Source organism: Herminiimonas aquatilis (genome assembly GCF_042665175.1).
GTDB lineage: Bacteria > Pseudomonadota > Gammaproteobacteria > Burkholderiales > Burkholderiaceae_D > Oxalicibacterium > Oxalicibacterium aquatilis.
Map to the genome: position 1 here is coordinate 1,578,443 of NZ_JBHTCC010000001.1, position 22,998 is coordinate 1,601,440.

A 22,998-nucleotide genomic window follows, 5' to 3' on the forward strand; every position below is an offset into this window, starting at 1 on the left:
CTATTGCGGGACGGTGCGCTTCTTACCAGCGCAGCACGCGCGGTCCTGTCAATGCGCCGAGCGCCGTCGGAATCAGGATGCCGATCAGATACCAGAAGCCGATGAACGGAGCTTCTATTTCCGGGCAGTGGAAGGAATACACCAAGGTCGCGGCAGCACCAGCGGCAAAACCTGCGCCTGCGCCGGCCAGACGCAAGCGCGTGGGTGCCAGATTGCGCATCACCTGCAGGATCGCGACAAAAATGGGCAGCGACAGGATCGCGATCAGTGACGAGCAATAATGCCAGGTCTCGCCCCAGAACAGATGTGCACGCTCGACAGGCGCAGCATTGACCAGTGATGCCGCGGCGACCAGCCATATCAACCCGATAGGCGCGGCAATCAGTGCCGGCAACATCGCGGTCCGTACGCCGGGCGACGCCAGGCGCACCACGGTCATCCAGCCGGCAGCTGCGAGGGCGATGACGAATGCCATCTTGATCCAGAATGCAGGCAATAGCGCGAGTTCAGCCATGTTCGGGCGCAGGCCCAGTGTCGTCATCATGATCACGATGCTGGCCAATACGCCCAGCGCAATGAACAGCACAAAACGGCGCGTCGGCATTTTGGGCGCTGAAACGTCAGGTCCGCTGGACAGCATGTTGATCAAGTCATCTGTTTTCATGATTCATCTCTTAATTTTTCTGCCAGGGCTTTCAAGCCGCGATGCACGGCAACCTTGACTGATGCCTCCGATATATTCAATGCGACCGCCGTATCGCGCACCGACCAGCCGTCGATTTTGGTATGCATGATGGCGGCGCGTTGCTGCTCGGGCAGCAATTCCAGCAATTTCCCCAGATCCCGCTGCGCCTCATGGGCATCGGCGTCGGCCGTGGAAAACAACTCGTTTTCGTCATCCAGCACATCGTTCTGCATCTCGCGCCTGGCATGGCGGCGCAGCCAGTCGATCAGTTTGTAGCGTGCGATCGCATACAGCCAGGCAGTCACCGGCGCACCAGTGTCATACGTCATGCGCTGGTTATGAATCGCCAGCAGCGATTCCTGCAGCAAATCCTCCACTTCATCCGGCCAGCGGCTCAGGCGGCGGCGCAGAAACGCACGCAGATGCGTAGCGCTGGCCTGCAAAAAATCGCGATATGCCGCTTCATCGCCGCTCAGTCCCTGCAGCAGCAGTGCATGCAGACGCAATTCAATCATTTCATTGCGCGCATTGCCATTCGGCTGCTCTCTATTGGGTATTCGTTGCATCTACGCTTTCGGTAACACTATTTGAAAAATAAATTTCGGCGAGGTCGAAATTATTTTCATTTGTCTTGTAACCAATTCCCATCCCGTTGCGAATTACCTTGTACCTCACTTGCTGAAACCGCTCGCAACATGAAATCAATTGAATATACAAAGTTCTTTGCCATCACCGCTGCAGCCAGTGCGATTTCAATTGCGCCGCCATCGTATGCCGGGAATGCCTGCGAAGTCAAAAGCGGCAGGGCGACGGCAGCGCTGGTCGAACTTTACACCAGCGAGGGCTGTTCGAGTTGCCCGCCGGCGGATCAGCAACTGAGCCGCTTGCGTCAGCACAGCGACGTCAATGCAGTGATCGTGCCGCTGGCTTTACATGTCAGTTATTGGGATGCAATCGGCTGGAAAGATGTGTTTGCACAAAAAGTCTTCGATGCGCGCCAGAGTGAGTTGCTGGCAAACAAAAAGAAGCGCGTGGTCTATACCCCGCAGTTCTTTGTCAATGGTGTCGAGTTGCGCGGCTGGCGCAATGACTTGCCGAGTCAAATAAGACAGATCAATGCCAAGGCGGCGCCGGTGACGATTACCTTGAAAACCGACTCGCCAGACAGCAGAAAGCTAGTGGTGCATGCGGAAGCGCTTGCAAAGAATTCAGACATCAATGGTGCGCTCTATCTTGCCATCAGCGAAAGCGCACTGACCTCGCGCGTGACCCGTGGCGAAAACAGCGGCGTCACGCTCAAGCACGACGATACCGTACGTGTGCTGTTTGCTCCTGTGCAGATGGTGCGCGGCAGTGGATACATGCAACAGGCGATAGAGATTCCGGCTGGCTGGAAGCGCGAAGATTTACAGGTGGTCGCTTTTGTACAGGATCAAAAAAACGGTGATGTGCTGCAGGCAGTCAGCACGGCGCAATGCAATCAAGGCAGGGGGCAGGGATGAATACTGAGAAAAAGAGTGTGATTCATCCGGTCTGGTTGCGGCTAACCCATTGGGTCAATGCCATCGCGGTGCTGCTGCTGGTAACCAGCGGCTGGCGCATCTACAACGCCGCGCCCTTTTTTCCATTCACCATCCCATCGAATCTCACACTGGGTGGCTGGCTTGGCGGCGCCTTGCAATGGCACTTCTTTGCCATGTGGCTGCTGCTGATCAATGGCATCGCCTACCTGTTCATCAATTTGTTTTCGGGCCGCTTGCGGCGCCAGTTCTTTCCGGTTTCGCCGCGCGCATTCTTGCAAGACATGACGGCCGCACTCAAGGGCAAGTTGTCGCATGCCGATCCGCGCCAGTACAACACGGTGCAGCGGGTCGCCTATCTGTTCGTCATCCTCGATATCGTCCTGATTGTGCTGTCTGGTCTGGTGCTGTGGAAGTCGGTGCAGTTTCCCTTGCTGCGTGAACTGATGGGTGGTTATGAAGCAGCGCGCCGCGTGCATTTCTTTTCGATGGCGGCACTGGTCGGTTTCGTCGCCGTGCATCTGGTGATGGTGGCACTGGTGCCGCGCACCTTGCTGGCGATGCTGCGCGGTCGCTGATGATGTGCAACCCCGGAATAAACAAGCGCAAAGGACAACAGACATGATCAAGAAAAAAATTGTAATGCCGGGTGATAGCGCCGCGATCCTGAATGATGCGATACGCAGCGTACGCGAGCCTTCCCGCCGCGCTTTCCTGCAGCGCACGCTGACGCTGGGCGGCCTGTCGCTCTTGACCGGCTGTTCGATCAGCGACAACGCCAGCGTTGAATCAGCCTTAATGAAGGTGTCCGAGTTCAATGACAGGGTGCAAGGCGTGCTGTTCGATCCGAATCGTCTGGCGCCGACATATCCGGACTCGATGATCACGCGGCCCTTTCCCTTCAATGCCTTTTACGGTGAAGACGAAGTGAAGGAAGTCGATGGTAGTGCGTGGCGACTGGAGTTGAGCGGGCTGGTGATGGACAAAAAGCCGTGGTCGCTCGCACAACTGCGCAACTTGCCGCAGACCGATCAAGTCACGCGCCATATCTGCGTTGAAGGCTGGAGTGCAATAGGTAAATGGGGCGGCGTGCCGTTCTCGCATTTTCTCAAGCGCATAGGGGCGGACCTGAGCGCGAAGTATGTCGGCTTCAAATGCGCGGATGACTATTACACCAGCATAGATATGGCGACCGCCCTGCATCCGCAGACGCTGATGGCGCTGACGTATGACGGTGAAGAATTGCCGCCGAAATACGGTTACCCGATGAAGCTGCGCATGCCGACCAAGCTCGGTTACAAGAATCCGAAACACATACAGGCGATGTTCGTCACAAATACCTACCCCGGCGGTTACTGGGAAGACCAGGGGTACAACTGGTTCGGCGGCAGCTGACCGACATGCAGTGCAGCGGCCCTGAAGTTTCAAGCAGTAGCAATTCCCCCGCAGTTCTTTTTAAACTTAATCAAAGGAAAACCAACATGAAAACAATCACCACCGCAGTACTCTCCGCTTGCCTGTTGATGTCCAGCGCTGCTTTTGCAATGGATGAAATGAAAAAAGACGGCATGGCGAAAGACAGCATGTCCAAGGATGCGATGAAGAAGGATCACATGGCCAAGGACGGCATGAAAAAAGATGAAATGAAAAAGGACAGCATGTCGAAAGATGCGATGAAAAAAGATGAAATGAAAAAGGACAGCATGTCGAAAGACGCGATGAAAAAAGATTCGATGGCAAAAGACGGCATGAAGAAAGACAGCATGGGCAAGGACGCGATGTCCAAGGACGAAATGAAAAAATAATGAAGAAATAAATCTTGGGATATCCAAGTAATAAAAAAGCCTGCATCGATCATTGATTGATGCAGGCTTTTTATTCTTTCAAACCGATGTGATCAACTCACATGGCTGATTGATCAGGTCGTCAAAGGCTTGTAGCGTATGCGTTTAGGCTTCGCACCTTCCTCACCCAGACGCTTGCGTTTATCCGCCTCATATTCCTGATAGTTACCGTCGAAGAACGACACTTGCGAATTGCCTTCGAAGGCGAGGATGTGGGTCGCAATACGATCGAGGAACCAGCGATCATGCGAAATCACCATGACGCTGCCGGCAAATTCCAGCAAGGCATCTTCCAGCGCACGCAGGGTTTCCACGTCGAGATCGTTCGATGGTTCATCGAGCAGCAAGACGTTGCCGCCCTTGAGCAGAGTCTTCGCCAGATGCAGACGACCGCGTTCACCGCCAGATAAATTGCCAACGATCTTTTGCTGGTCGCCACCTTTGAAGTTGAAGCGGCCCAGATAGGCACGCGACGGCATTTCGAAGCGCCCGACGCTCAGGATGTCGGCACCGCCGGAGACATCTTCGAATACGGTTTTATTGTTGGCGAGATCGTCGCGTGACTGATCGACCAGCGAGACTTTTGCAGTTTGTCCGATCACGACTTCGCCGCTGTCCGGCTTGTCGAGACCGGCGATCATTTTGAATAGCGTAGATTTACCGGCTCCGTTAGGGCCGATGATGCCGACAATTGCACCTGGTGGCACGATGAATGACAGGTTGTCGATCAACAGACGATCACCGAATGCCTTCGATACATTCTTGAATTCGATGACTTCGTTACCCAGACGCTCGGCGACTGGGATGAAGATTTCTTGTGTCTCGTTGCGTTTTTGGTATTCGTGTTCCGACAATTCATTGAAGCGTGCCAGACGTGCTTTCGATTTGGCCTGACGCGCCTTCGGATTCTGCCGCGACCATTCCAGCTCTTTTTGCAGTGCTTTTTGGCGCGCCGATTCGGTCGATTCTTCCTGCTTCAGACGTGCCTGTTTCTGATCCAGCCACGACGAATAGTTGCCTTTCCACGGAATGCCGCTGCCGCGATCAAGTTCAAGTATCCATTCGGCCGCATTGTCGAGGAAGTAGCGATCATGGGTGATGCCGACCACGGTGCCCGGGAAGCGCAACAAGAATTGCTCCAGCCATTCGACCGATTCCGCATCCAGATGGTTGGTCGGTTCGTCGAGCAGCAGCATGTCAGGTTTGGAGAGCAGCAGCTTGCACAACGCGACGCGGCGCTTTTCACCGCCGGACAGCACGCTGATCTTGGCGTCCCATGGTGGCAGACGCAGTGCATCGGCAGCCATTTCCAGCTGCTGTTCAGGATTGTCACCGGCGGCAGTCGAGATGATCGCTTCCAGTCGGCCTTGTTCTGCGGCGAGCGCATCGAAGTCTGCATCTTCTTCCGCATAAGCGGCATAGACTGCGTCGAGTAGTGCTTTCGCTTCGAATACTTCGCCGAGGCCGGATTCAACTTCCTGACGCACGGTTTTTTCCGGATCGAGTTGTGGTTCCTGCGGCAGGTAACCAATGTTCAGGCCTGGCATAGGGCGCGCTTCGCCCTGGATGTCGGTATCGAGGCCGGCCATGATTTTCAACAAGGTCGATTTGCCTGAGCCATTGGTGCCCAGCACGCCGATTTTTGCGCCCGGGAAGAAGGACAGAGAGATGTCTTTCAGGATTTGACGTTTTGGTGGGACGATTTTCCCCACGCGATTCATGGTGTAGACGTAATTTGCCATTGTGATTTCGGTCGTATGTTCAGTTTGGAGGGCTTGCAAGGGAAGTGGCTGCAAGGATACCCGATGGCGAGGCGGTGCGGGTATTGCTGATTGCGTATAAGGTTGGCAATATCGAATAAAAATCGAAAGAATTTCAGGTTTGTAAATACGGAAACGCACATTTCGGCACCGACGCAACAGTGTTAATGCACTCAGGCAAATTTTCTTGCATTATGAAGTTGGTTGTCCTATTGTGCGATGCACAATCCCTCTAAGAGAGCGTTCTTTGGCTTCACCAGACAAAAAAAGCAGTCTTGCTGCATTGACTCTGGCCGCTGTCGGCATTGTCTACGGCGACATCGGCACGAGTCCTTTATATACGATGAAAGAAGTGTTCTCAAAAGAACACGGTCTTGCCCTCACCTCTGAAAATCTGCTCGGCGTGGTCTCGCTGATCGTGTGGGGCTTGATCATCATCGTTTCACTCAAGTACGTCACCCTGGTTTTGCGCGCCAACAATCGCGGCGAAGGCGGCATCATGGCGCTGATGGCGCTGGCGCTTTCTTCGGTAACCAAACATTCACGCTGGTACTTCCCGTTGATGGTGATGGGTTTGTTCGGTGCCACGCTGTTCTATGGCGATAGCGTGATTACGCCGGCGATCTCGGTATTGTCTGCGGTGGAAGGCTTGAGTGTTGCGACATCTGCCTTCGATCCGTATGTCGTGCCATTGACGGTTGTCATTTTGATCGGCTTGTATTCATTGCAAGCCAAGGGCACTGCAGGCATCGGCAAATGGTTCGGCCCCATCATGGTGATATGGTTTGGCGCGCTGGCGGCAATGGGCGTGATCAATATCATCGAGGCGCCGGAAATTCTGGCGGCATTGAATCCCTGGTACGCGATGCATTTCCTGGAAGGGAACAAGCTGCTGGCGTTTATTTCACTCGGTGCCGTGGTGCTGGCATTTACCGGCGCCGAAGCGCTGTACGCCGACATGGGCCACTTCGGCGCCAAGCCTATCCGCATGGCGTGGTTCATGGTTGCCTTCCCCGGGCTTGCATTGAACTATCTCGGCCAGGGCGCCTTGCTGATGGTGAATCCATCGGCGGTCAGCAATCCCTTCTATCAGCAGCTTGGTCCGTGGAGCGTGTATCCATTGGTCGTGCTGGCGACAATGGCGGCGATTATTGCGTCGCAGGCAACGATCTCGGGCACGTTCTCGATGACCAAGCAGGCGATTGCGCTGGGCTTTTTGCCTCGGATGAAAATTGAATTTACATCGGCCAGCCAGATCGGCCAGATTTACATACCGGCAGTGAACTGGTTGCAGATGATCGTGGTGGTACTGGCCGTGATCGGCTTCGGTTCCTCGTCCAATCTGGCGGCGGCCTACGGTATTGCCGTGACGGCGACGATGATGGTGACCACCATCCTGACCTTCTTCGTGATTCGTTATCGCTGGCACTACAACCTGATCCTGTGTTTTGCTGCGACCGGATTTTTCCTGGTGATCGACGTTGCTTTTTTCTCGGCGAACATGTTGAAGCTGTTTCACGGCGGCTGGTTTCCGCTGTTGCTCGGCGCCTTCCTGTTCACGATGATGCTGACGTGGAAGCGTGGCCGCGAACTGGTATTCGAGAATCTGCAAAAGCATGCGATCCCACTGGAAGATTTTCTGGCGTCGCTATTTATTTCGCCACCTGTGCGTGTGCCGGGTACGGCAATCTTTCTGCGCGGTGAATCGGACGGCGTGCCGCATGCGATGCTGCATAACCTGTCGCATAACAAGGTGCTGCATGAACGCGTGGTGTTCCTGACCGTGCTGATGCAGGAAGTGCCGTATGTACCGCTAGAGGATCAGGTGCGGGTCGAGGTTCTCGGTAACGAGTGCTATCAAATGAACGTGAGTTACGGCTTCAAGAACGTGCCGGATATTCCGGCGGCACTTTATCTGGCGCAGAATCAGGGACTGGAATTCGAAATGATGGAAACCTCATTCTTCATCGCACGCCAGACCGTCGTTGCCAATCCGGTGCGCGGCATGGCGTTGTGGCGCGAACATATTTTTGTCGCCATGTCGCGCCATGCTCGCGGCGCAGCCGATTATTATCAAATCCCGTCTAACCGTGTGATTGAACTCGGTACCAAGGTGGAGATTTAAGCGCAGAGAATTCGCGCACTAAAGCGCAAAGCAAAAAGGACGGCATGGCCGTCCTTTTTATTTGTCGCCAGCTTTCTTACAATGATTTTCTTGGGCGTCCGTAGCTGAACCATAACCCGTCTATTGTGTACAGCGTCAGTGCAATCCAGATCGCGGCAAAGCCGATCAGGCGCGCGCCGCCAAAGGGTTCGTGATACAGCCAGATGCCAGCCATCAGTTGCAGCGACGGTGTGATGTACTGCATCAGTCCCATCGTGGACAGCGGTACCAGACGCGCAGCTGCGGCGAACATCAGCAGCGGTATCGCCGTAATCGGGCCCGATGCAATCATCAACCACTTGGTCGTGGTCGAGGCATCGGCGAATCCGTGTGCACCCTGCGAGGTCATGAATAGCAGGGAAATGACCGCCAGTGGAAACAGCAGCATGGTTTCCAGCGACAGGCCTTCCAGCGTTCCCAGTGCTGCCGTTTTACGCAACAGCCCGTACATGCCGAAGGTAATGCCCAGCATCAGGCTGACCCACGGCGGATGGCCGCTTTGCCAGGTCAGCCACAACACGCCCAGTGCCGCCATGCCGACTGCCATCCACTGCAAAGAACGCAGTCGCTCCTTCAGGATGACCGAGCCCAGCAATACATTGACCAGCGGTGTCATGAAGTAACCGAGGCTGGCATCGACCACGCGATCCTGATTGACGGCCCAGATGTACAGAAACCAGTTGCTCGACAAGAGCAGCGCACTGGCCGTGAAGCCGGCCAATACCTTCGGTCGTTTCAACACCGGCCCCAGCCATGCCCATTGCCTGCGCACGCTCAACACGATTGCCAGGAAAGTCAAAGCCCACACCATCCGATACATCAGGACCTCGAGCGGCGGGATTTCCTGCAGGGACTTGAAGTAAATCGGGAACATGCCCCAGATCACATAGGCACAGAGAGCGTAGAGTATGCCGGGGTTCATGGCGGAATCGCTTGGTGAAAATGACAGAGGTGCAGCAACGGCGTTGTTACTGCAGTGAAGAATTCAAGCGAAGGATTATCCCAGCAATTGCACCGTCTTGCTGGCGCTCGCTGAGTGATGTTGGATTGGTATTAAAGTGTGGCGCCGAGAGATGTGCCGGCCAGCGACTTTTCTGGGACAGGTAGTTCGATGTTAGGAAAATCAGTCGAAGAAGAATTCTACCGATTCCGATTTTCTGTCCGCTTGCAAGTGCCCTTCGGCGAGCAGCGCTTCGTAATGACAGACCCGATTGCGGCCGTGATCCTTGGCGTAATACAGCGCTTGATCGGCGTGGCCGAGGATGACGACTGGGGTTTCTTGCGAAATGCTGGCAAAGCCTACGCTGACCGTGATCTGGCCAACTTGTGGAAATGCATGCTGCTCGATATTTTCACGGAAGCGCTCGAATACCATTTGCGCATCCGCCAGGGTGGCCGAACGCAACAAGACGACAAATTCTTCACCGCCAAAACGGAATACGCGATCCTGCGAGCGGAACGATGAGCGCAGTACATTGGCAACCAGGATCAGCACTTCATCGCCATACAGATGGCCAAAGACATCGTTGACGCGCTTGAAGTGATCGATATCGATCACGGCCAGCCATTGTGATTTGGTCTCTTCATGATGACGACGTTCTACATCATCGCGTGGCGCTGATTCCTGCGGCCTGGCGTGAACCATGCGCGCAAATTTTTCATCGAAGGTTTTGCGATTCAGCAAACCTGTCAGCGAATCGCGTTCGCTGTAATCGAGCAGGCTTTGATAGTTGCGATAAACGCTGAGTATGCCTTCCATCACCTGCAGCATCTGCGGCGTGAATGGCGTTTCGTTGACTACTTCCAGGCAGGTCGATACCTTGTCGTTTTGCCAGATCGGAATCCACAAGGCGTATTGACCTTCAGGCCGTTCTTCTTCGAGACGATTCTTGCGTTGGGCAATACACGCCACCAGCCCGGGGTAATCGACGATCGGTTCGCCCGCAAGTTCCGAGGTGGACGGGTCGTCATCCACGGTGTGCACTTTGCCGTCGATGATCCATACACGCGGGCGTATCAGCAAATCGCCGCGCGATTGAAACAACTCCATGACGCGCGCACGATGCACGCCGATCATGTTCAGTAACGCCGTCATCACCGAGATGTCGAGCAAGTCATGATCACGATGGCCGGTGATCTCTACCAAATGATCCAGTAGAGATCCCATCATTGAAGGATCTTTAGTCACAATGAGCCCACGTCGAACCGGTGATCAGTATTTATGTGCTGTATCTGGGTGAGCATAGGGGCGTGACTTCAAGAAAATTTCTATTATGAGAAGCTAATTTCAAGCGCGCAAAAAAGGTGCAACTGATTGATTTATATATTTTTATTATTAATTTTGAGTGAACTATTCTAGCCGAATACCCTGCCACAGCATCACTAGTTGAACAATCGTGACTATATTTTACGTTTGCCATTTTTCTTTCCTATGAAACAAGTGACAGAGACGCAACAGACGATTCCAAAAATTTAACAAATATATTTCCATGTGGAAATTTAATCGGCGCTCACGCATGATGCACGCTAAACGTGACATGCGATATGAAAATGAATTATGCAAATTCTGTACCCAGTTTTAACGCTGGATTGCGCGATTAATTTCTTGTAAGGCAAGCTTGTCGCGAACACAATAGTGTGGAATTTTATGAGCGCCGCCGGCGTTGGACTTACTGTGGAGTAGTACATGTTTATTCTATTGCTGGCGGTCACCTTGTTGATTTCGGTCGGCATTTCAATCGCAGTCATGCAGGCTTTTGCCAAACCGCTGAATGCCATCCTGTATCGGATCATTGCCGATGAGATCAGTGCCGCATGGCTCAAGTACCTGAAATTTGCGATTCTGGTGGTGGGTGTTTCATCCGGCGTACGTGTGCGTGAATTCGAAAAATACATCTCGCCATCGCGTTGGGACAAGGATGCGAAAGTAGTCGAATTCACCACCCAGCGCTGGGTGTTGGAGGTGTATCAAACGGCGATCGAAACCCTGCAAGGCATCGCATGGATGTTATTGGTGTTCTTCATGTTTGCACTGATCGCTTATGTGATCGTGCGTATCGCCGAGACCAAAATGGGCGCAACAAAAGACCAGCTTGAGCAAAAATGACTCTTGACCTTCCCACCATGGCAACCCTTAGAGTAAATACGTTCATTCACTACAAGGAGCGCAGTCATGTATGAATTGCAGGTTGAAGAAATGAGTTGCGGTCATTGCGTTAGCGCGGTGACTAAATCGGTGCAGGCGATTGATGCGCAAGCCACGGTCGAGGTGGATCTTGCGGAACGCAAGGTACGCGTGCAATCCGCGGCAGAACTGGACACGATCGCTGCGGCTATCGTGGCGGCCGGTTATCCGGTGGTGGCTAGTACGACGATTTAAGTTGCAGACAGAAAAAAGCGAGCGGTAATGAGCCGGCTCGCTTTTTTATTGTCCGCTGATCCGGAGTCGCGCTAGTGGCACTCACCACATTCAGTGTCCTGGCTTTCTTGCGCCAGTCCACGCAAGATAGGACAGTCTGCACGCGCATCGCCAGAACAGGATTGCGCCAGGTCCTGCAGGGTGTCGCGCATTTCACTCAACTCTGTAATGCGCTTTTCCAGATCGGCGACATGCGTCAATGCAATCGCCTTGACATCGGCACTGGCGCGATGTGCATCATTCCACAGCGACAGCAAATCCTTGATCTGATCCAGTGAAAAACCCAGCGATCGTCCACGTTTGATAAAACGCAGCGTATGCAGATCGCTTTCTGTGTAAGTACGATAGCCGGCATCGGTGCGCGTGCTGGCTTTGATCAGATGTATGGATTCGTAGTGACGTATCATCTTCGCGGAAATGCCGGAGGCGCTTGCAGCTTGACCGATGTTCATGATGTCTCTCTTGTATTGGTTCAGCGGGGATGACAACTGTTTTGCTAATACGCTATCGGCGATTACTTGGCGTTGGCATTAATCCACGCCGCGATAGCGCGGGTCGGGCGACACATAGGCGACGATGCGCCGATTCAGCACGCCGGGCGGCGCAACGCGGCTGAGATCGAAGGACGACACCGTGAAGCCGACATAAAAGTCCCATGCAAAAGATTTGTCGCCGACAATGAAGTTGACGATTTCGCCGCCTTCTACATTGACCCATTTGGTATCGGGTGTGATGACGATGGTGCGCTGGGCGGCACTGGACGGTGCGGGGTTGCCGAGGAGGTCGAGTCGTGGATCAGCAAAAGCGGGTGTGCTGAATGCCAGCAACGTGGCAAAAGCGAGAATAAGTGTTCGGGTCAACATGACTATCTCCATACGTGACGGCAGCGATAAATGCTTGGAGCGCAAGAACCTGGGCACGGTTCCATGTTGCAGCGCGCATTTTTCACTGCAGATAAACGCCCACCATGTGATGGGCAAGCCTGGCCATTATCCGCCCATGACTCGCACTTTGCTGGCCGCTATATGTTTTTGAAATATCGATAGACGAAATGGATGATTTACATTCATCTGTGACGTGACTAACATCGCAGTTTGACATCGCTCATGCATACTGGCGCGTAGCGTCACTCGCTGCAAAACGCGCAAGCCATAACACGCATCACCCACCGTTTTTTTGAAGGCACATCATGTTCGGTCTCCCAACAAAAAATTTATCTGCGCTGGCATTGGCCGGCGTTCTGGCATGTGCGGCGACGCTGACGACTTACTCATCCCACGCTGCCGACTTGAAGATTGGTTTGGCCGCTGATGTCTCTTCGCTCGATCCGCACTATCTGAACATAGCGCCGAATGTCGCTTTTTCTTCGCATATCTTCGATGCGCTGTTGAATGTGGATGCAAATGGCAAGCTGGTACCCGGCCTGGCAACCTCATGGCGTGCCGTCGATGCGACTACCTGGGAATTCAAATTGCGACGTGGCGTGAAGTTTCACGACGGTTCCGATTTCACCGCAGAAGATGTGATCTTTTCCCTGGATAGGCCAGCCAAGCTGACCAACAGTCCAGGTCCTTTCACCGCCTATACCAAACAGATCGTCGCCAAGAAAATTGTCGATCCTTATACCGTCCGTCTGACGACCGCCGCGCCTTACGGGCCACTGACGCTGGACATGAGCGCGGTGTTCATCGTGTCGAAAAAGGCAGCAGAAAAAGCCGGCACCGACGACTTCAACAGCGGCAAGGCGCTGATAGGTACCGGTCCGTATAAATTCATCAGCTTCAAACGCGGCGACCGGATAGAAGTCGCGCGCAACGATAACTACTGGGGCGGCAAATCGGATTGGAACAAAGTCACCTTCCGCATCATTACCAATTCCGCACCACGTCTGGCAGCTTTGCTGTCCGGCGATGTCGATGCGATTGAAGGCGTGCCGACTGCTGATTTATCGCGCCTGAAGAACAATGCCAAATTCAGCTTCGCGCAAAAAATATCCTGGCGCACGATATTCTGGGAGCTTGATCAATCCGCAGGCCCGTCGCGTTATGTGACCGACAAAGCCGGCAAGCCTTTGCCGAAAAATCCACTCGCCGATGTGCGCGTGCGCCAGGCCATATCGAAAGCGATCAATCGTCAGGCCTTGGTGGAACGCACGATGGAAGGGCTGGCGGTCCCCGCATCGAATATCGTGTCGCCCGGCGTATTCGGCTACAACGATGCATTGAAAGTGGAAGCTTACGATCCGGAAGGCGCGAAGAAATTGCTGGCGCAAGCCGGTTATCCGAATGGTTTTGCGCTGACGATACACGGGCCGAATGATCGTTACATCAATGACGAACAAGTGGTGCAGACAGTCGCGCAATTCCTGAACCGCATTGGCATCCAAACCAAGGTCGAGACGCTGCCGCTGTCCGTCTATTTTGCCCGGGCGCGTGCCGGCGAATTCAGCATGTCGCTGCTGGGCTGGGGCACCCTGGCGGGCGACTTCGGCTTGCGTACGCTGGTCGGCACACCGAATCCTGAAACCGGCTGGGGCTCGTGGAACTGGGGCAAGTACAGCAACCCCGCAGTCGATAAATTGATCGCTTCGTCGCTGTCGTCGGTCGATCAGGGCAAGCGCGAGGGATATGCGAAAGACGCGGCAGCGCAGGCGCTGCAGGATTACGCCGTCGTGCCCCTGCATCATCAGTATGCGACCTGGGCGCTGCGCAAAGGCTTGAAGTACACTGCGCGTACCGATGAATTCACCTTCGCACATCAGTTCCATCCTGAATAAATCCCGCGTGGCCTTGCGCTTGCAGGGCCGTTGCGCGTGCGCTTTTGATTTTGCTGTCGCGAGCGGTAACTGATCATGCTCGACTTCATCCTGCGCCGCCTGGCCCAAAGCATTCTGGTGCTGGCCGTGATGTCGCTGCTGGTCTTCATCGGCGTGTATGCGATCGGCAATCCGATCGACATGCTGATCAGTCCCGATGCCGATCAGCTGGAGCGCGCGCGCACCATCGCTGCCTTCGGCCTCGACAAACCCTTGTGGCAGCAATACTTCATATTCATTCAGCAAGCATTGAGCGGCGATCTCGGCCGCTCGTTTTCATTCGGCACGTCGGCATTGGCGCTGATTCTCGAACGTTTGCCGGCAACCCTGGAACTGGCCATCAGCGCGATCGTGATAGCGATTGTTCTCGGCATTCCGCTGGGTTTGTGGGCTGGTCTGCGTCCGCATAGCTGGACCGGAAAAAGCATCATGGCAGTTTCGATACTCGGTTTCTCGCTGCCGACTTTCTGGGTAGGTCTGATGCTGATCATGGTGTTTGCCGTGCAGCTGGGCTGGTTGCCATCGGGTGGGCGCGGAGCAACCAGCTTGCTGTTCGGCGTGCCGGTCAGCTTCCTGACGCTGGATGGCTTGCGCCATCTATTGCTGCCGGCCTTCAATCTGGCCTTGTTCAATATCGCATTGGTTATACGGCTGACACGCGCGGGTGCGCAGGAAGCGCTGCTGCAGGATTACGTCAAGTTTGCGCGCGCCAAGGGTTTGCGCAACAGCCGCATCATCGGTGTGCACGTGCTGAAAAATATTCTAATCCCGATAGTCACCGTCATCGCATTGCAGTTCGGTTCCATCATCGCGTTTGCGATTGTCACCGAGTCAGTGTTTGCGTGGCCCGGCATGGGCAAGCTGATCATCGATTCGATACGCGTGCTGGACCGCCCGGTGATCGTCGCCTACCTGATGCTGATCGTCGCGCTGTTCATCGTCATCAATCTGATCGTCGATGTCGTGTACTCACTGCTCGATCCGCGCGTGCGCCTTTCGGATGCGAAAGGCTGACATGAATAATAAGACACAGCCTACCCAGCCGACCCAGCCATCCTTCCAAGCGGTAGAGCCGACAGCAACGGTGGAAACGCCGTTCAAGCGTTTTGTACGTAACTTCTTCGCCAGCAAAATTGCCACAGCGGGTGCCATCGTCTTGAGCCTGATCGTGCTGGCGGCGATTTTCGCGCCTGTGCTTGCGCCGCAAAATCCGTATGACCTGTCGCAGATCGACATCATGGATTCGCGACTCGCACCGGGCGGGCAGAATCTCGATCACACGTTTACCTATTTGCTCGGTACCGACGAACAGGGGCGCGACATGCTGTCGGCGATTTTGTATGGCGTGCGGATTTCGATCATCGTCGGCGTCGCGAGTACGGCGATTGCATTGCTGATCGGGTTGACGCTAGGTTTGTTCGCCGGTTACTTCGGCGGTCGCGTTGAAGGTTTGATCATGCGGGTGGCGGATATTCAATTGTCGTTCCCGCCGATACTGGTGGCGCTGATACTGCTGGCCTTGATGGGGCCGGGCACCGGCAAGATCGTCATCGCTCTGGTTGCGGTGCAATGGGCGTACTACGCGCGTACTGCGCGTAGTGCGGCGCTGGTTGAACGCAAGAAGGAATACATAGAAGCGGCGAGTGGGCTGGGCCTGTCGCCGATGCGCATCGTGTTCCGCCATCTGTTGCCCAACTGTCTGCCGCCGCTGATCGTTATCGCTGCGCTGCAAGTCGCATCGGCGATTTCGCTGGAAGCGACCTTGTCATTTCTCGGCCTGGGTTTGCCCGTTACAGAACCGTCGCTAGGCTTGCTGATCGCTAACGGCTTCGACTACATGATGTCCGGCAAATACTGGATCAGCGTGTTTCCCGGCATCGCCTTGCTGGTCACGGTAGTGGCCATCAACCTGGTCGCCGATCAATTGCGCGATGTATTGAATCCGCGCCTGCAGATCCAATGAGCATGACGACGATGACAGCAACAACAAACGCCACGCCCACCCTGACTGTGCAGAACCTGCAGATGCATTTCTCTGCACGCGACGGCATCGTGAAGGCAGTGGAAGATGTGTCGTTTTCGGTTGCGCCCGGCCAGATCATGGGTCTGGTTGGCGAGTCGGGTTCCGGCAAATCGATGACCGCGTATTCGATCATGGGCCTCATCGACAGTGGTGAAAACAGCGCAGGGAAAATCGTCGGCGGAAAAATCCTGCTGAAGGATCAAGACCTGCGCGCGCTATCGCCGGAAGCGATGCGCCGCATACGCGGCAACCGGATCGCGATGATATTTCAAGATCCGATGATGACGCTCAATCCCGTCCTTCGCATTGATACGCAAATGATAGAGGCCGTGCTGGCACATCAGGATGTCAGCAAAAGGGCTGCACGCGATATGGCGCGCGATGCGCTGATGCGCGTCGGCATCGCGTCACCGGATGAACGACTGCTCGCTTATCCGCATCAATTTTCCGGCGGCATGCGCCAGCGCGTCGCGATCGCGATTGCCTTGCTGAACAAGCCCGACCTGATCATTTGCGATGAACCCACGACCGCGCTCGATGTGACGATACAAGGGCAGATCTTGTACGAGATGCAAAAGCTGTGTCGCGAGTCCGGCACGGCGCTGATCTGGATCACGCACGACCTGTCCGTGATTGCCGGCCTGGCCGATGCGGTATGCGTGATGTACGCGGGCAAAATAGTCGAAAGCGGCACAGTGCAAGAGGTGCTGGGCCAGCCGCAGCATCCCTATACGTTTGGCTTGATTGCATCGTCGCCGTCGCGCAATCTGCCGGGGCAGCCGCTACGCCAGATTGCCGGCATGACGCCCTCATTGCTGAACCTGCCATCCGGTTGCGCCTTCCGCACGCGCTGCGAACGTGCCACGGCGGTGTGCGAAAACACGCCGCCCCTATCCATCGATGGCGGGCGCACCTTGCGCTGTTTCCATCCCATCCATGATGCAAGCCAATTGCTGTCGGGAGTCCGGCATGACTGAGCCGCTTCAGCCTTCGCAGCCTTTGCCGCATTTGCAGCCGCTGCTTGAATTGCGCGATGTCAGCAAGCGCTTTGGAAAACCGCTGGATGCGCTTGCCAAGGTCGCCAATCTGTTTGGCGCAAGCATGACCGCCGAAGTCGTGCACGCCGTCGATCAGGTAACGCTGACCATTCATTCCGGCGAAGTGGTGGGCCTGGTCGGTGAATCCGGTTGCGGCAAATCAACGCTGGGCCGCATGGCGGTCGGCTTGCACGCCTTGTCATCCGGGACGCGCTGGTGGAAGGGCACCGATCTCGCGACGGTCAGCGTGGCGCAAAGACGGCAGCAACAGCTGGCGATGCAAATGATTTTTCAGGACCCGTATGCATCGCTCAATCCGCGCCTGCGCATACAGGATATCGTCGGCGAAGCACCGCTTGCGCACCGCATGATTTCTGCCGCACAGCAAAAGGACTACGTTGCACAGCTCTTGCAAAAAGTCGGGCTTGATCCGGCCTTGGCGCGACGCTTCCCGCATCAGTTCTCCGGCGGTCAGCGTGCGCGGATAGGGATTGCGCGTGCGCTGGCGGTCAATCCGCAACTGCTGGTATGCGATGAAGCGGTTGCTGCGCTGGATGTCTCGATACAGGCGCAGGTACTCAATCTGTTCATCAAGCTGCGCGATGAATTGAACCTGACGTATCTATTCATCAGCCACGATCTGGGCGTTGTGCGCCACGTGTCGGATCGTGTCGTCATCATGTATCTGGGGCGCATCGTCGAGTCGTCGCCGACCGCAGAATTATTTGCCCGACCGAATCATCCATACACGGTTGCCTTGCTGGCATCGGCACCCAAACTGGAAGTGAAGAAAATCGATTTCTACGCAGTCAAGGGTGAGATTCCATCGCCCCTGCATCCGCCATCCGGTTGCCATTTCCATCCGCGTTGCCCGCATGCGATGCCGCGTTGCAGTGTCGAGCAACCGCTGCTGAAAGAAATCGCACCCGGTCATTTCTCAGCCTGTCATTTGAATGACAGCATCAGCTAAGGCAAGGCGTCAGTCACTCTTGTCGGCATCAGCAATGCCCTTGTTGATGTAGCGTCGCCACAGAGTTTCTGCCGGGCCTTGCGCATGCCGCGCCAGCCACCAGCGACTAAAAAATACTTGCAGCAGCATGATGGCGAACGCAAGCGCCAGCCAGGCTGCAGGCGGCCATATTGCGCCGAGGCCGAAGCCAAAACCCTGGAGCAAGATAGAGCACAGCAAGGATTGCATCAGGTAATGCGTCAACGCCATCTTGCCCACAGGTGCCAGCCAGTTATCCAGCCACTGTCCCACGGTTTCTTGCGCCAGCAAAACTGTCGCTACATACGCCGCCGCCAGGCAGGTGCCGCCCACCGGCAGCCATGCATACAGCAAAAATGAATAGATCGATGGATGTAAGGGATCGATCGCTTCCGCCACCACCATCGTCGCCCACGCCAGATTGAATGGAATGCCAAGCGCAAAACCTGTCCATTGCACCCTGCGCCAGAATTTTATGTGGCGGCCTGGCTGCGTCAGCCAGCCGAGACGCACCGACATCGCACCTAATAGAAACAGCAGCGCGATGTGCGGCAGGATAAATAGCGATTGCGTGGTGACAGATGCATAGTCGCCCAGCCGCTGTATGCCTATGCTCAGCAGATTGCCTTCGGTGTAAACGATGCGTCCCGCTTCCACCGCAGCGACGGTGTTAATCGCCTGTTCCTGCAATCCAGAAGGGCCGCTGAGCATCTGCAGGCCGAGCAGGAAATTCCCCAGCAACAGTGCAAAGAAAATGATGCTCCAGACGCGCAGCGTATTGCGCACGCTGCGCAAGCGCGCCCCCGTCAGTCCCGCCAGCACAAAGAAGCCGGCAATCGCATAAACAGTCAGGATGTCGCCAAACCAGATTGCCGTGCCGTGCACGACGCCGCAGGCCAGCAACCATTTCAAGCGGCGGCGATACAAGCGTTCGGCATCGCTCCAGCGCCCGAACTGTTGTTTCAGCGAGCGCGTCACCAGTACAAAGCCGGCGCCGAACAGGAAGGCAAAAACAGGATAAAACTTTTGCTCCGCAAAGAAGGCCGTGAACGCCACTGCGAGCACATCGAAGATCGATGCCGTCGCCGGCAGCACGCCGTAGCGCAAGCTCTCGAAGCCCCATATAAAAGACCATACATTTACCAGCAGGATGCCGAACACGGCGATCCCGCGCAGGGCGTCGATGCGGGCGTAGCGCGAGGAATGTGATGCGGAGCGATGTTTGATCATGAAAGGAGTTGAAGTTATTCGGCGCTATAAGTAGCGATAGTGTAAGTGCTGGCGATTAAAGTGGCGGCCACAACACAATGGGCAAGGCCGAACATTGCTCTGGAATGGTCCTCAGAGTATTGTGTTGCGGGGATGATAAGTGTGGGAGTGATTATCTCGTCTGTCCGCGCAATCCAGAGCATGGTTACGGCCATTGCGCGTTCCAACAACAATTCTTATAAAGCTAAACGCTATGCTACTCAATAACAGTATAAAAATATCTTTTCTCATGTTGTGCGCCATTTTGGCTGGTTGCGCAACCAGCCGCAGCGAAGTCACGCTTTCGGCTCCTGCCGCCAATACGGCGCAGGCTGTTGCATCGAATGGGTACGTAGTTGCGATCCGCTCGGTGAAGGATGAGCGTGTTTTTGAGCAGGAGCCCAGCAATCCGGGTACCCCGTCGCTAGGTTTTGAAGGTGCCAGCAAAGCCAAAGCAGAACTCAAGTTGCGCGCGATCGCACGCAAACGAAATACATTTGGCAAGGCCTTGGGCGATGTCATGCTCGAAGGAAATCAGACGGTAGAAAGCGTGATGCGCGCCAACCTGACCTCATCCTTCGAGCAGGCCGGCTATCGCGTGATCACCGGCGGAACCGATGATCCATCGGTATTGATCGTCGATGTACGCATCAAGAAATTCTGGGCATGGATGCAGCCCGGCTTCTGGGCGCTGACACTGAACGCAGACATTGCCACCGATCTTGTCTTGTCAGGAAGTGTTGCGCCGACCACAGTCAGTGTGCATGTCGAGGATGGACGTCAGATCGTGACGGATGGCGCGTGGATAGAAATTATTGACGCAGCTTTGACGGATTATCGTAAGCAAGCTGCAACAAAATTATTGCCAGCAAAGATCGCCGCAAAAAAATAATCTGCAAATGGCCTGGCTCCTGCTGCAGGTGCCAGGCCTATCGGCAGTAAAAAATCATGGCTGCGGCTTTGCCTCTGTGCCCGCATTCATGCGCGCCAGCCGTCTTTGCGAAAACACCCAGGTAAATTCTGCACCCAGCAAAAAGATTTGCGACGAATAATAAATCCACGCCAGTAGAATCACCAGCGAACCCGCTGCGCCGAAGCCGGACGCCATATTGCTGCTACCCAGATACAGGCCGATCAGAAATTTCCCCAACGTGAACAACATCGCCGTCACGGCCGCGCCTACCCACACATCGCGCCACGGTATCGATGCGCGCGGCATGAACTTGTAAATCATCGCGAACAAACCGGTGATGACTGCAAACGATACGGCCAGATTCAATACCTGCAGCACGATGCCCCAGTTGCCGAGGACGTTACCCCACCATTTGCCTAGCGCTGCCAGTGCTGCACTCAACACCAGCGAGATCAGCAGCATGAAGCCCAGCCCCATCACCATGCCGAAAGACAGCAGGCGCTTGCGCGCCATTTTCCACAGGCCGCCGCGCTTGGTTTCCGGCGGCACTTTCCAGATGCGGTCCAGCGCGCTTTGCAATTCGCCGAACACCGCGGTCGCGCCTATCATCAGCGTCAGGGTGCCGAGCGTGGCCGCGACGATGCCTTTGCCCGGTTCGCTGACCGACTTCAACAAGCCCTCGATTGCCACCGCGCCGGTATCGCCGACCAGGTCGCGCAACTGCTGGATGATTTCGCCTTGTGCCGTATGGTGGCCAAAGAAGAAGCCGGCAATCGCAATCACGATGATCAACATCGGTGCCAGCGAAAAGATCGTGTAATAAGCCAGCGCCGCACCCATGCTGGGCGCAAAATCATCGATCCACGCCGTCACCGCTTGTCTGGTGATCGTCCATGCTTCGCTTAAATGGCCTTGATTCATTACGACGCTCGCTTTCTGCGTGATCGGGTGGGGTGCTTGCATGACAGCTACGGCGATTGTACCGATAGTGGTGCGCATGTTTCAATGCGCATGGCCGCAGTCAGGCCTGCTATGCTGATCGCTCGTTTCCGCTTCGCTCACCATACAGTCAACCACATCCATGTCGCGCCGCCACCATCATCACGTCTATGTCGTCGAATTGTCGCCCGACGTCATGTACGAGCCGCGCTTCAAGAAAGCCAATCCCGACTACATTCCCGGCAAGCCTTGCGTGTATGTAGGCATGACCGGCCTCGATCCAGACTTGCGCTTCGACAAACACAAGGCTGGTATTCAGAGCAATAAATACGTGGAGAAGTTCGGCCTGCGTTTGCTGCCGGAGTTATATGCTGTTTATAACCCGATGCCGTATCAGGCGGCGTGCGAGATGGAAGTGGAATTGGGGATAGGTTTGCGTGAAGCGGGGTATGGGGTTTGGCAGGCTTGAGGATAACTTACCCATAAATGCCCGCCAATGTTTTACAAAAGCCTCTTCAATTTTTTAGAGCGCTCGGTATTTTTTCCATTAATTTTTCGATAATTGAAAAAATGTTTTTATTTAAGTCTTCTAATTGATTCGGGGCCTGTATTTCTGGGGAAAATGCTGAGGTGGCAGAAATATTCCAATGTGCAAAAGCCTCTTTTACTTTATCGGGATCTGAGCCTGCGCCGTAAGCTGTTAGGTAAAACTTCCCGTAATTAATAGCATGTATTCGCTCAGCACTTTTTAACGATTCGTGTAAATAGTTTCGACTAAACTTTGAGCAGAAAGAAACCATTGCAAATACGAGACCAAGCAGTAAGCCTCCTTTAATGGCAAAGAACGCCAACAACGTCCATTGCATGTCTTTGTGTTGAATTAGTCCTTTGGTGCCGCTTTTGGCGAGAGCGATTGAGATTGCTAATCCAAGCACTATAGTTAAAATCGCACCAATTGACCAATATCTACCAAGTGCTCCGAACTTAGCTTTGCTTGCCTCAAGGGAGGTGATTGCCGAATCAACAAATTCTGAAGCTTTGGACTCTATGTGTTCTTGGAACTCAGTAGTAAATTTTATCTTTTGATTTTCGAGTTCTCCCACAGCTTTCTTATGGTCGTCCACCGAAATCTCTAACTGCTTTACTAAATCAATTTCATGTTCTTCTAAATTGGCGAGACGAGACTGTAACTCTTCATTTCGGCGCTTTAAATGTTCCTCGCGCAGCTTTAACGCTTTCTCTCGATCAGCCACCTCTCTTTGTAAAGATCTTTCCCTCTCAGAAAATTCGTGAGCCATCATTTCACGGCGTCGTATCATTTCTGTTTCAAGAGCCGAAAGCTGAGTTTCTTTCTCGCCAATGTAAGCCAGTTTCTTTTCCCATTCAGCACTTAGAGCATCACTTTGGCGTGACAGAGCATTTCTAATGGCTTCGTTTGGGTCGTCTGCAGAACTTAAGAGATTTCGTAATCGATTTACCTCACTCTGGTTAGAGTGACTACGCAAACCTTCCGCAAGCCTATTTTGTACAGGCCTGTTGTTTTCTTTGTCGGTCATGGCTATCCCTTAGGTTTATTGCTTATTTAATGAGCAATATACGCTATCGCATTAAGCCGCAGCGTTGAAAGGTGCAGGAAACCTCAAG

Annotated in this window: 24 protein-coding genes; 14 read left to right on the top strand and 10 right to left on the bottom strand. The window is 54.5% G+C overall.

Annotated elements, in window-relative coordinates:
- Positions 1–22: 22 nt before the first annotated feature.
- Together ACFQO0_RS07275 and ACFQO0_RS07280 are read right to left on the bottom strand one after the other, a co-directional pair.
- Positions 23–664 (bottom strand): NrsF family protein, encoded by a 642-nt coding sequence (locus ACFQO0_RS07275; RefSeq protein WP_382233350.1) that lies wholly within the window; start codon positions 662–664, stop codon positions 23–25.
- Positions 661–1,251 (bottom strand): sigma-70 family RNA polymerase sigma factor, encoded by a 591-nt coding sequence (locus ACFQO0_RS07280; protein WP_382233351.1) that lies wholly within the window; start codon positions 1,249–1,251, stop codon positions 661–663. The genes ACFQO0_RS07275 and ACFQO0_RS07280 overlap by 4 nt, the downstream gene beginning before the upstream one ends.
- A 129-nt stretch (positions 1,252–1,380) precedes the next feature.
- Between ACFQO0_RS07280 and ACFQO0_RS07285 the strand changes: the two genes are divergently transcribed.
- From ACFQO0_RS07285 to ACFQO0_RS07300, 4 genes are all read left to right on the top strand, one after another.
- Positions 1,381–2,187 (top strand): DUF1223 domain-containing protein, encoded by an 807-nt coding sequence (locus ACFQO0_RS07285; RefSeq protein ID WP_382233352.1) that lies wholly within the window; start codon positions 1,381–1,383, stop codon positions 2,185–2,187.
- Positions 2,184–2,783, top strand: coding sequence for a cytochrome b/b6 domain-containing protein (locus ACFQO0_RS07290; RefSeq protein WP_382233353.1), 600 nt, complete (start codon positions 2,184–2,186; stop codon positions 2,781–2,783). The genes ACFQO0_RS07285 and ACFQO0_RS07290 overlap by 4 nt, the downstream gene beginning before the upstream one ends.
- Positions 2,784–2,847: 64 nt before the next feature.
- Positions 2,848–3,600, top strand: coding sequence for a molybdopterin-dependent oxidoreductase (locus tag ACFQO0_RS07295; RefSeq protein WP_382234061.1), 753 nt, complete (start codon positions 2,848–2,850; stop codon positions 3,598–3,600).
- Between the two features lie 86 nt (positions 3,601–3,686).
- Positions 3,687–4,010 (top strand): pentapeptide MXKDX repeat protein, encoded by a 324-nt coding sequence (locus tag ACFQO0_RS07300; RefSeq protein WP_382233354.1) that lies wholly within the window; start codon positions 3,687–3,689, stop codon positions 4,008–4,010.
- A 113-nt stretch (positions 4,011–4,123) separates the two neighbouring features.
- Here ACFQO0_RS07300 and ettA read toward each other — a convergent pair whose 3' ends face one another.
- Positions 4,124–5,791 carry an energy-dependent translational throttle protein EttA gene (ettA, locus tag ACFQO0_RS07305; RefSeq protein WP_382233355.1) on the bottom strand — a complete coding sequence of 556 codons (1,668 nt, stop codon included), beginning with the start codon at positions 5,789–5,791 and terminating at the stop codon, positions 4,124–4,126.
- Positions 5,792–6,056: 265 nt separating this feature from the next.
- Here ettA and ACFQO0_RS07310 point away from each other — a divergent pair, with 265 nt between their 5' ends.
- Entirely contained in the window at positions 6,057–7,934 is a 1,878-nt protein-coding gene (locus tag ACFQO0_RS07310) for a potassium transporter Kup (RefSeq protein WP_382233356.1), read from the top strand.
- 76 nt (positions 7,935–8,010) lie between these two features.
- Here ACFQO0_RS07310 and rarD read toward each other — a convergent pair whose 3' ends face one another.
- Both rarD and ACFQO0_RS07320 read right to left on the bottom strand, forming a co-directional pair.
- Positions 8,011–8,895 (bottom strand): EamA family transporter RarD, encoded by an 885-nt coding sequence (rarD, locus tag ACFQO0_RS07315; protein ID WP_382233357.1) that lies wholly within the window; start codon positions 8,893–8,895, stop codon positions 8,011–8,013.
- A 201-nt stretch (positions 8,896–9,096) separates the two neighbouring features.
- Positions 9,097–10,140 carry a GGDEF domain-containing protein gene (locus ACFQO0_RS07320; protein WP_382234063.1) on the bottom strand — a complete coding sequence of 348 codons (1,044 nt, stop codon included), beginning with the start codon at positions 10,138–10,140 and terminating at the stop codon, positions 9,097–9,099.
- Between the two features lie 519 nt (positions 10,141–10,659).
- On the opposite strand from ACFQO0_RS07320, the gene ACFQO0_RS07325 reads away from it, so the two are divergent.
- Positions 10,660–11,079 carry a hypothetical protein gene (locus ACFQO0_RS07325; protein ID WP_382233358.1) on the top strand — a complete coding sequence of 140 codons (420 nt, stop codon included), beginning with the start codon at positions 10,660–10,662 and terminating at the stop codon, positions 11,077–11,079.
- Positions 11,080–11,145: 66 nt separating this feature from the next.
- Positions 11,146–11,352 carry a cation transporter gene (locus ACFQO0_RS07330; RefSeq protein WP_382233359.1) on the top strand — a complete coding sequence of 69 codons (207 nt, stop codon included), beginning with the start codon at positions 11,146–11,148 and terminating at the stop codon, positions 11,350–11,352.
- 71 nt (positions 11,353–11,423) lie between these two features.
- Here ACFQO0_RS07330 and cueR read toward each other — a convergent pair whose 3' ends face one another.
- Both cueR and ACFQO0_RS07340 read right to left on the bottom strand, forming a co-directional pair.
- Positions 11,424–11,843: a Cu(I)-responsive transcriptional regulator gene (cueR, locus tag ACFQO0_RS07335; RefSeq protein WP_382233360.1), complete on the bottom strand. Its 420-nt coding sequence runs from the start codon at positions 11,841–11,843 to the stop codon at positions 11,424–11,426.
- A gap of 78 nt (positions 11,844–11,921) precedes the next feature.
- Complete coding sequence (locus ACFQO0_RS07340) at positions 11,922–12,254, bottom strand: CzcE family metal-binding protein (protein WP_382233361.1); 333 nt, start codon at positions 12,252–12,254, stop codon at positions 11,922–11,924.
- 326 nt (positions 12,255–12,580) lie between these two features.
- On the opposite strand from ACFQO0_RS07340, the gene ACFQO0_RS07345 reads away from it, so the two are divergent.
- The 5 genes from ACFQO0_RS07345 to ACFQO0_RS07365 all read left to right on the top strand — a co-directional run bounded on the left by ACFQO0_RS07345 (position 12,581) and on the right by ACFQO0_RS07365 (position 18,236).
- Positions 12,581–14,167, top strand: coding sequence for an ABC transporter substrate-binding protein (locus tag ACFQO0_RS07345; RefSeq protein WP_382233362.1), 1,587 nt, complete (start codon positions 12,581–12,583; stop codon positions 14,165–14,167).
- A gap of 75 nt (positions 14,168–14,242) precedes the next feature.
- Positions 14,243–15,220, top strand: a complete 978-nt coding sequence (locus ACFQO0_RS07350; RefSeq protein WP_382233363.1) for an ABC transporter permease — start codon at positions 14,243–14,245, stop codon at positions 15,218–15,220.
- 1 nt (position 15,221) lies between these two features.
- Positions 15,222–16,169: an ABC transporter permease gene (locus tag ACFQO0_RS07355; RefSeq protein ID WP_382233364.1), complete on the top strand. Its 948-nt coding sequence runs from the start codon at positions 15,222–15,224 to the stop codon at positions 16,167–16,169.
- 11 nt (positions 16,170–16,180) lie between these two features.
- Entirely contained in the window at positions 16,181–17,206 is a 1,026-nt protein-coding gene (locus ACFQO0_RS07360; RefSeq protein WP_382233365.1) for an ABC transporter ATP-binding protein, read from the top strand.
- Complete coding sequence (locus ACFQO0_RS07365; RefSeq protein ID WP_382233366.1) at positions 17,199–18,236, top strand: ABC transporter ATP-binding protein; 1,038 nt, start codon at positions 17,199–17,201, stop codon at positions 18,234–18,236. Before ACFQO0_RS07360 ends, ACFQO0_RS07365 begins: the two co-directional genes overlap by 8 nt.
- A 9-nt stretch (positions 18,237–18,245) precedes the next feature.
- On the opposite strand, the gene ACFQO0_RS07370 is transcribed toward ACFQO0_RS07365, so the two are convergent.
- The gene (locus tag ACFQO0_RS07370; RefSeq protein ID WP_382233367.1) at positions 18,246–19,484 is read right to left on the bottom strand and encodes a DUF418 domain-containing protein; all 1,239 of its coding nucleotides are present in this window, start codon (positions 19,482–19,484) and stop codon (positions 18,246–18,248) included.
- A gap of 268 nt (positions 19,485–19,752) precedes the next feature.
- On the opposite strand from ACFQO0_RS07370, the gene ACFQO0_RS07375 reads away from it, so the two are divergent.
- A complete protein-coding gene (locus tag ACFQO0_RS07375) occupies positions 19,753–20,394 on the top strand; it encodes a YajG family lipoprotein (RefSeq protein WP_382233368.1) in 642 nt (213 codons plus the stop codon).
- A 54-nt stretch (positions 20,395–20,448) separates the two neighbouring features.
- On the opposite strand, the gene ACFQO0_RS07380 is transcribed toward ACFQO0_RS07375, so the two are convergent.
- Positions 20,449–21,414 (bottom strand): YihY/virulence factor BrkB family protein, encoded by a 966-nt coding sequence (locus tag ACFQO0_RS07380; protein WP_382233369.1) that lies wholly within the window; start codon positions 21,412–21,414, stop codon positions 20,449–20,451.
- An 82-nt stretch (positions 21,415–21,496) separates the two neighbouring features.
- Between ACFQO0_RS07380 and ACFQO0_RS07385 the strand changes: the two genes are divergently transcribed.
- A complete protein-coding gene (locus ACFQO0_RS07385) occupies positions 21,497–21,823 on the top strand; it encodes a hypothetical protein (RefSeq protein WP_382233370.1) in 327 nt (108 codons plus the stop codon).
- Positions 21,824–21,869: 46 nt separating this feature from the next.
- Here ACFQO0_RS07385 and ACFQO0_RS07390 read toward each other — a convergent pair whose 3' ends face one another.
- A complete protein-coding gene (locus ACFQO0_RS07390) occupies positions 21,870–22,910 on the bottom strand; it encodes a hypothetical protein (protein ID WP_382233371.1) in 1,041 nt (346 codons plus the stop codon).
- Between the last annotated feature and the right edge of the window lie 88 nt (positions 22,911–22,998).

Bases quoted from the DNA above. Each gene is read 5' to 3' on its own strand.
- ACFQO0_RS07290 (WP_382233353.1), top strand. From the start codon at position 2,184: ATGAATACTGAGAAAAAGAGTGTGATTCATCCGGTCTGGTTGCGGCTA.
- ACFQO0_RS07330 (WP_382233359.1), top strand. From the start codon at position 11,146: ATGTATGAATTGCAGGTTGAAGAAATGAGTTGCGGTCATTGCGTTAGC.
- ACFQO0_RS07280 (WP_382233351.1), bottom strand. From the start codon at position 1,251: ATGCAACGAATACCCAATAGAGAGCAGCCGAATGGCAATGCGCGCAAT.
- ACFQO0_RS07370 (WP_382233367.1), bottom strand. From the start codon at position 19,484: ATGATCAAACATCGCTCCGCATCACATTCCTCGCGCTACGCCCGCATC.
- ACFQO0_RS07365 (WP_382233366.1), top strand. From the start codon at position 17,199: ATGACTGAGCCGCTTCAGCCTTCGCAGCCTTTGCCGCATTTGCAGCCG.
- ACFQO0_RS07355 (WP_382233364.1), top strand. From the start codon at position 15,222: ATGAATAATAAGACACAGCCTACCCAGCCGACCCAGCCATCCTTCCAA.
- ACFQO0_RS07375 (WP_382233368.1), top strand. From the start codon at position 19,753: ATGTTGTGCGCCATTTTGGCTGGTTGCGCAACCAGCCGCAGCGAAGTC.
- ACFQO0_RS07325 (WP_382233358.1), top strand. From the start codon at position 10,660: ATGTTTATTCTATTGCTGGCGGTCACCTTGTTGATTTCGGTCGGCATT.
- rarD (WP_382233357.1), bottom strand. From the start codon at position 8,895: ATGAACCCCGGCATACTCTACGCTCTCTGTGCCTATGTGATCTGGGGC.
- ACFQO0_RS07300 (WP_382233354.1), top strand. From the start codon at position 3,687: ATGAAAACAATCACCACCGCAGTACTCTCCGCTTGCCTGTTGATGTCC.
- ACFQO0_RS07320 (WP_382234063.1), bottom strand. From the start codon at position 10,140: ATGGGATCTCTACTGGATCATTTGGTAGAGATCACCGGCCATCGTGAT.
- ACFQO0_RS07380 (WP_382233369.1), bottom strand. From the start codon at position 21,414: ATGCGCACCACTATCGGTACAATCGCCGTAGCTGTCATGCAAGCACCC.
- ACFQO0_RS07385 (WP_382233370.1), top strand. From the start codon at position 21,497: ATGTCGCGCCGCCACCATCATCACGTCTATGTCGTCGAATTGTCGCCC.
- cueR (WP_382233360.1), bottom strand. From the start codon at position 11,843: ATGAACATCGGTCAAGCTGCAAGCGCCTCCGGCATTTCCGCGAAGATG.
- ACFQO0_RS07340 (WP_382233361.1), bottom strand. From the start codon at position 12,254: ATGTTGACCCGAACACTTATTCTCGCTTTTGCCACGTTGCTGGCATTC.
- ettA (WP_382233355.1), bottom strand. From the start codon at position 5,791: ATGGCAAATTACGTCTACACCATGAATCGCGTGGGGAAAATCGTCCCA.
- ACFQO0_RS07275 (WP_382233350.1), bottom strand. From the start codon at position 664: ATGAAAACAGATGACTTGATCAACATGCTGTCCAGCGGACCTGACGTT.
- ACFQO0_RS07350 (WP_382233363.1), top strand. From the start codon at position 14,243: ATGCTCGACTTCATCCTGCGCCGCCTGGCCCAAAGCATTCTGGTGCTG.
- ACFQO0_RS07345 (WP_382233362.1), top strand. From the start codon at position 12,581: ATGTTCGGTCTCCCAACAAAAAATTTATCTGCGCTGGCATTGGCCGGC.
- ACFQO0_RS07390 (WP_382233371.1), bottom strand. From the start codon at position 22,910: ATGACCGACAAAGAAAACAACAGGCCTGTACAAAATAGGCTTGCGGAA.
- ACFQO0_RS07360 (WP_382233365.1), top strand. From the start codon at position 16,181: ATGACAGCAACAACAAACGCCACGCCCACCCTGACTGTGCAGAACCTG.
- ACFQO0_RS07295 (WP_382234061.1), top strand. From the start codon at position 2,848: ATGCCGGGTGATAGCGCCGCGATCCTGAATGATGCGATACGCAGCGTA.
- ACFQO0_RS07285 (WP_382233352.1), top strand. From the start codon at position 1,381: ATGAAATCAATTGAATATACAAAGTTCTTTGCCATCACCGCTGCAGCC.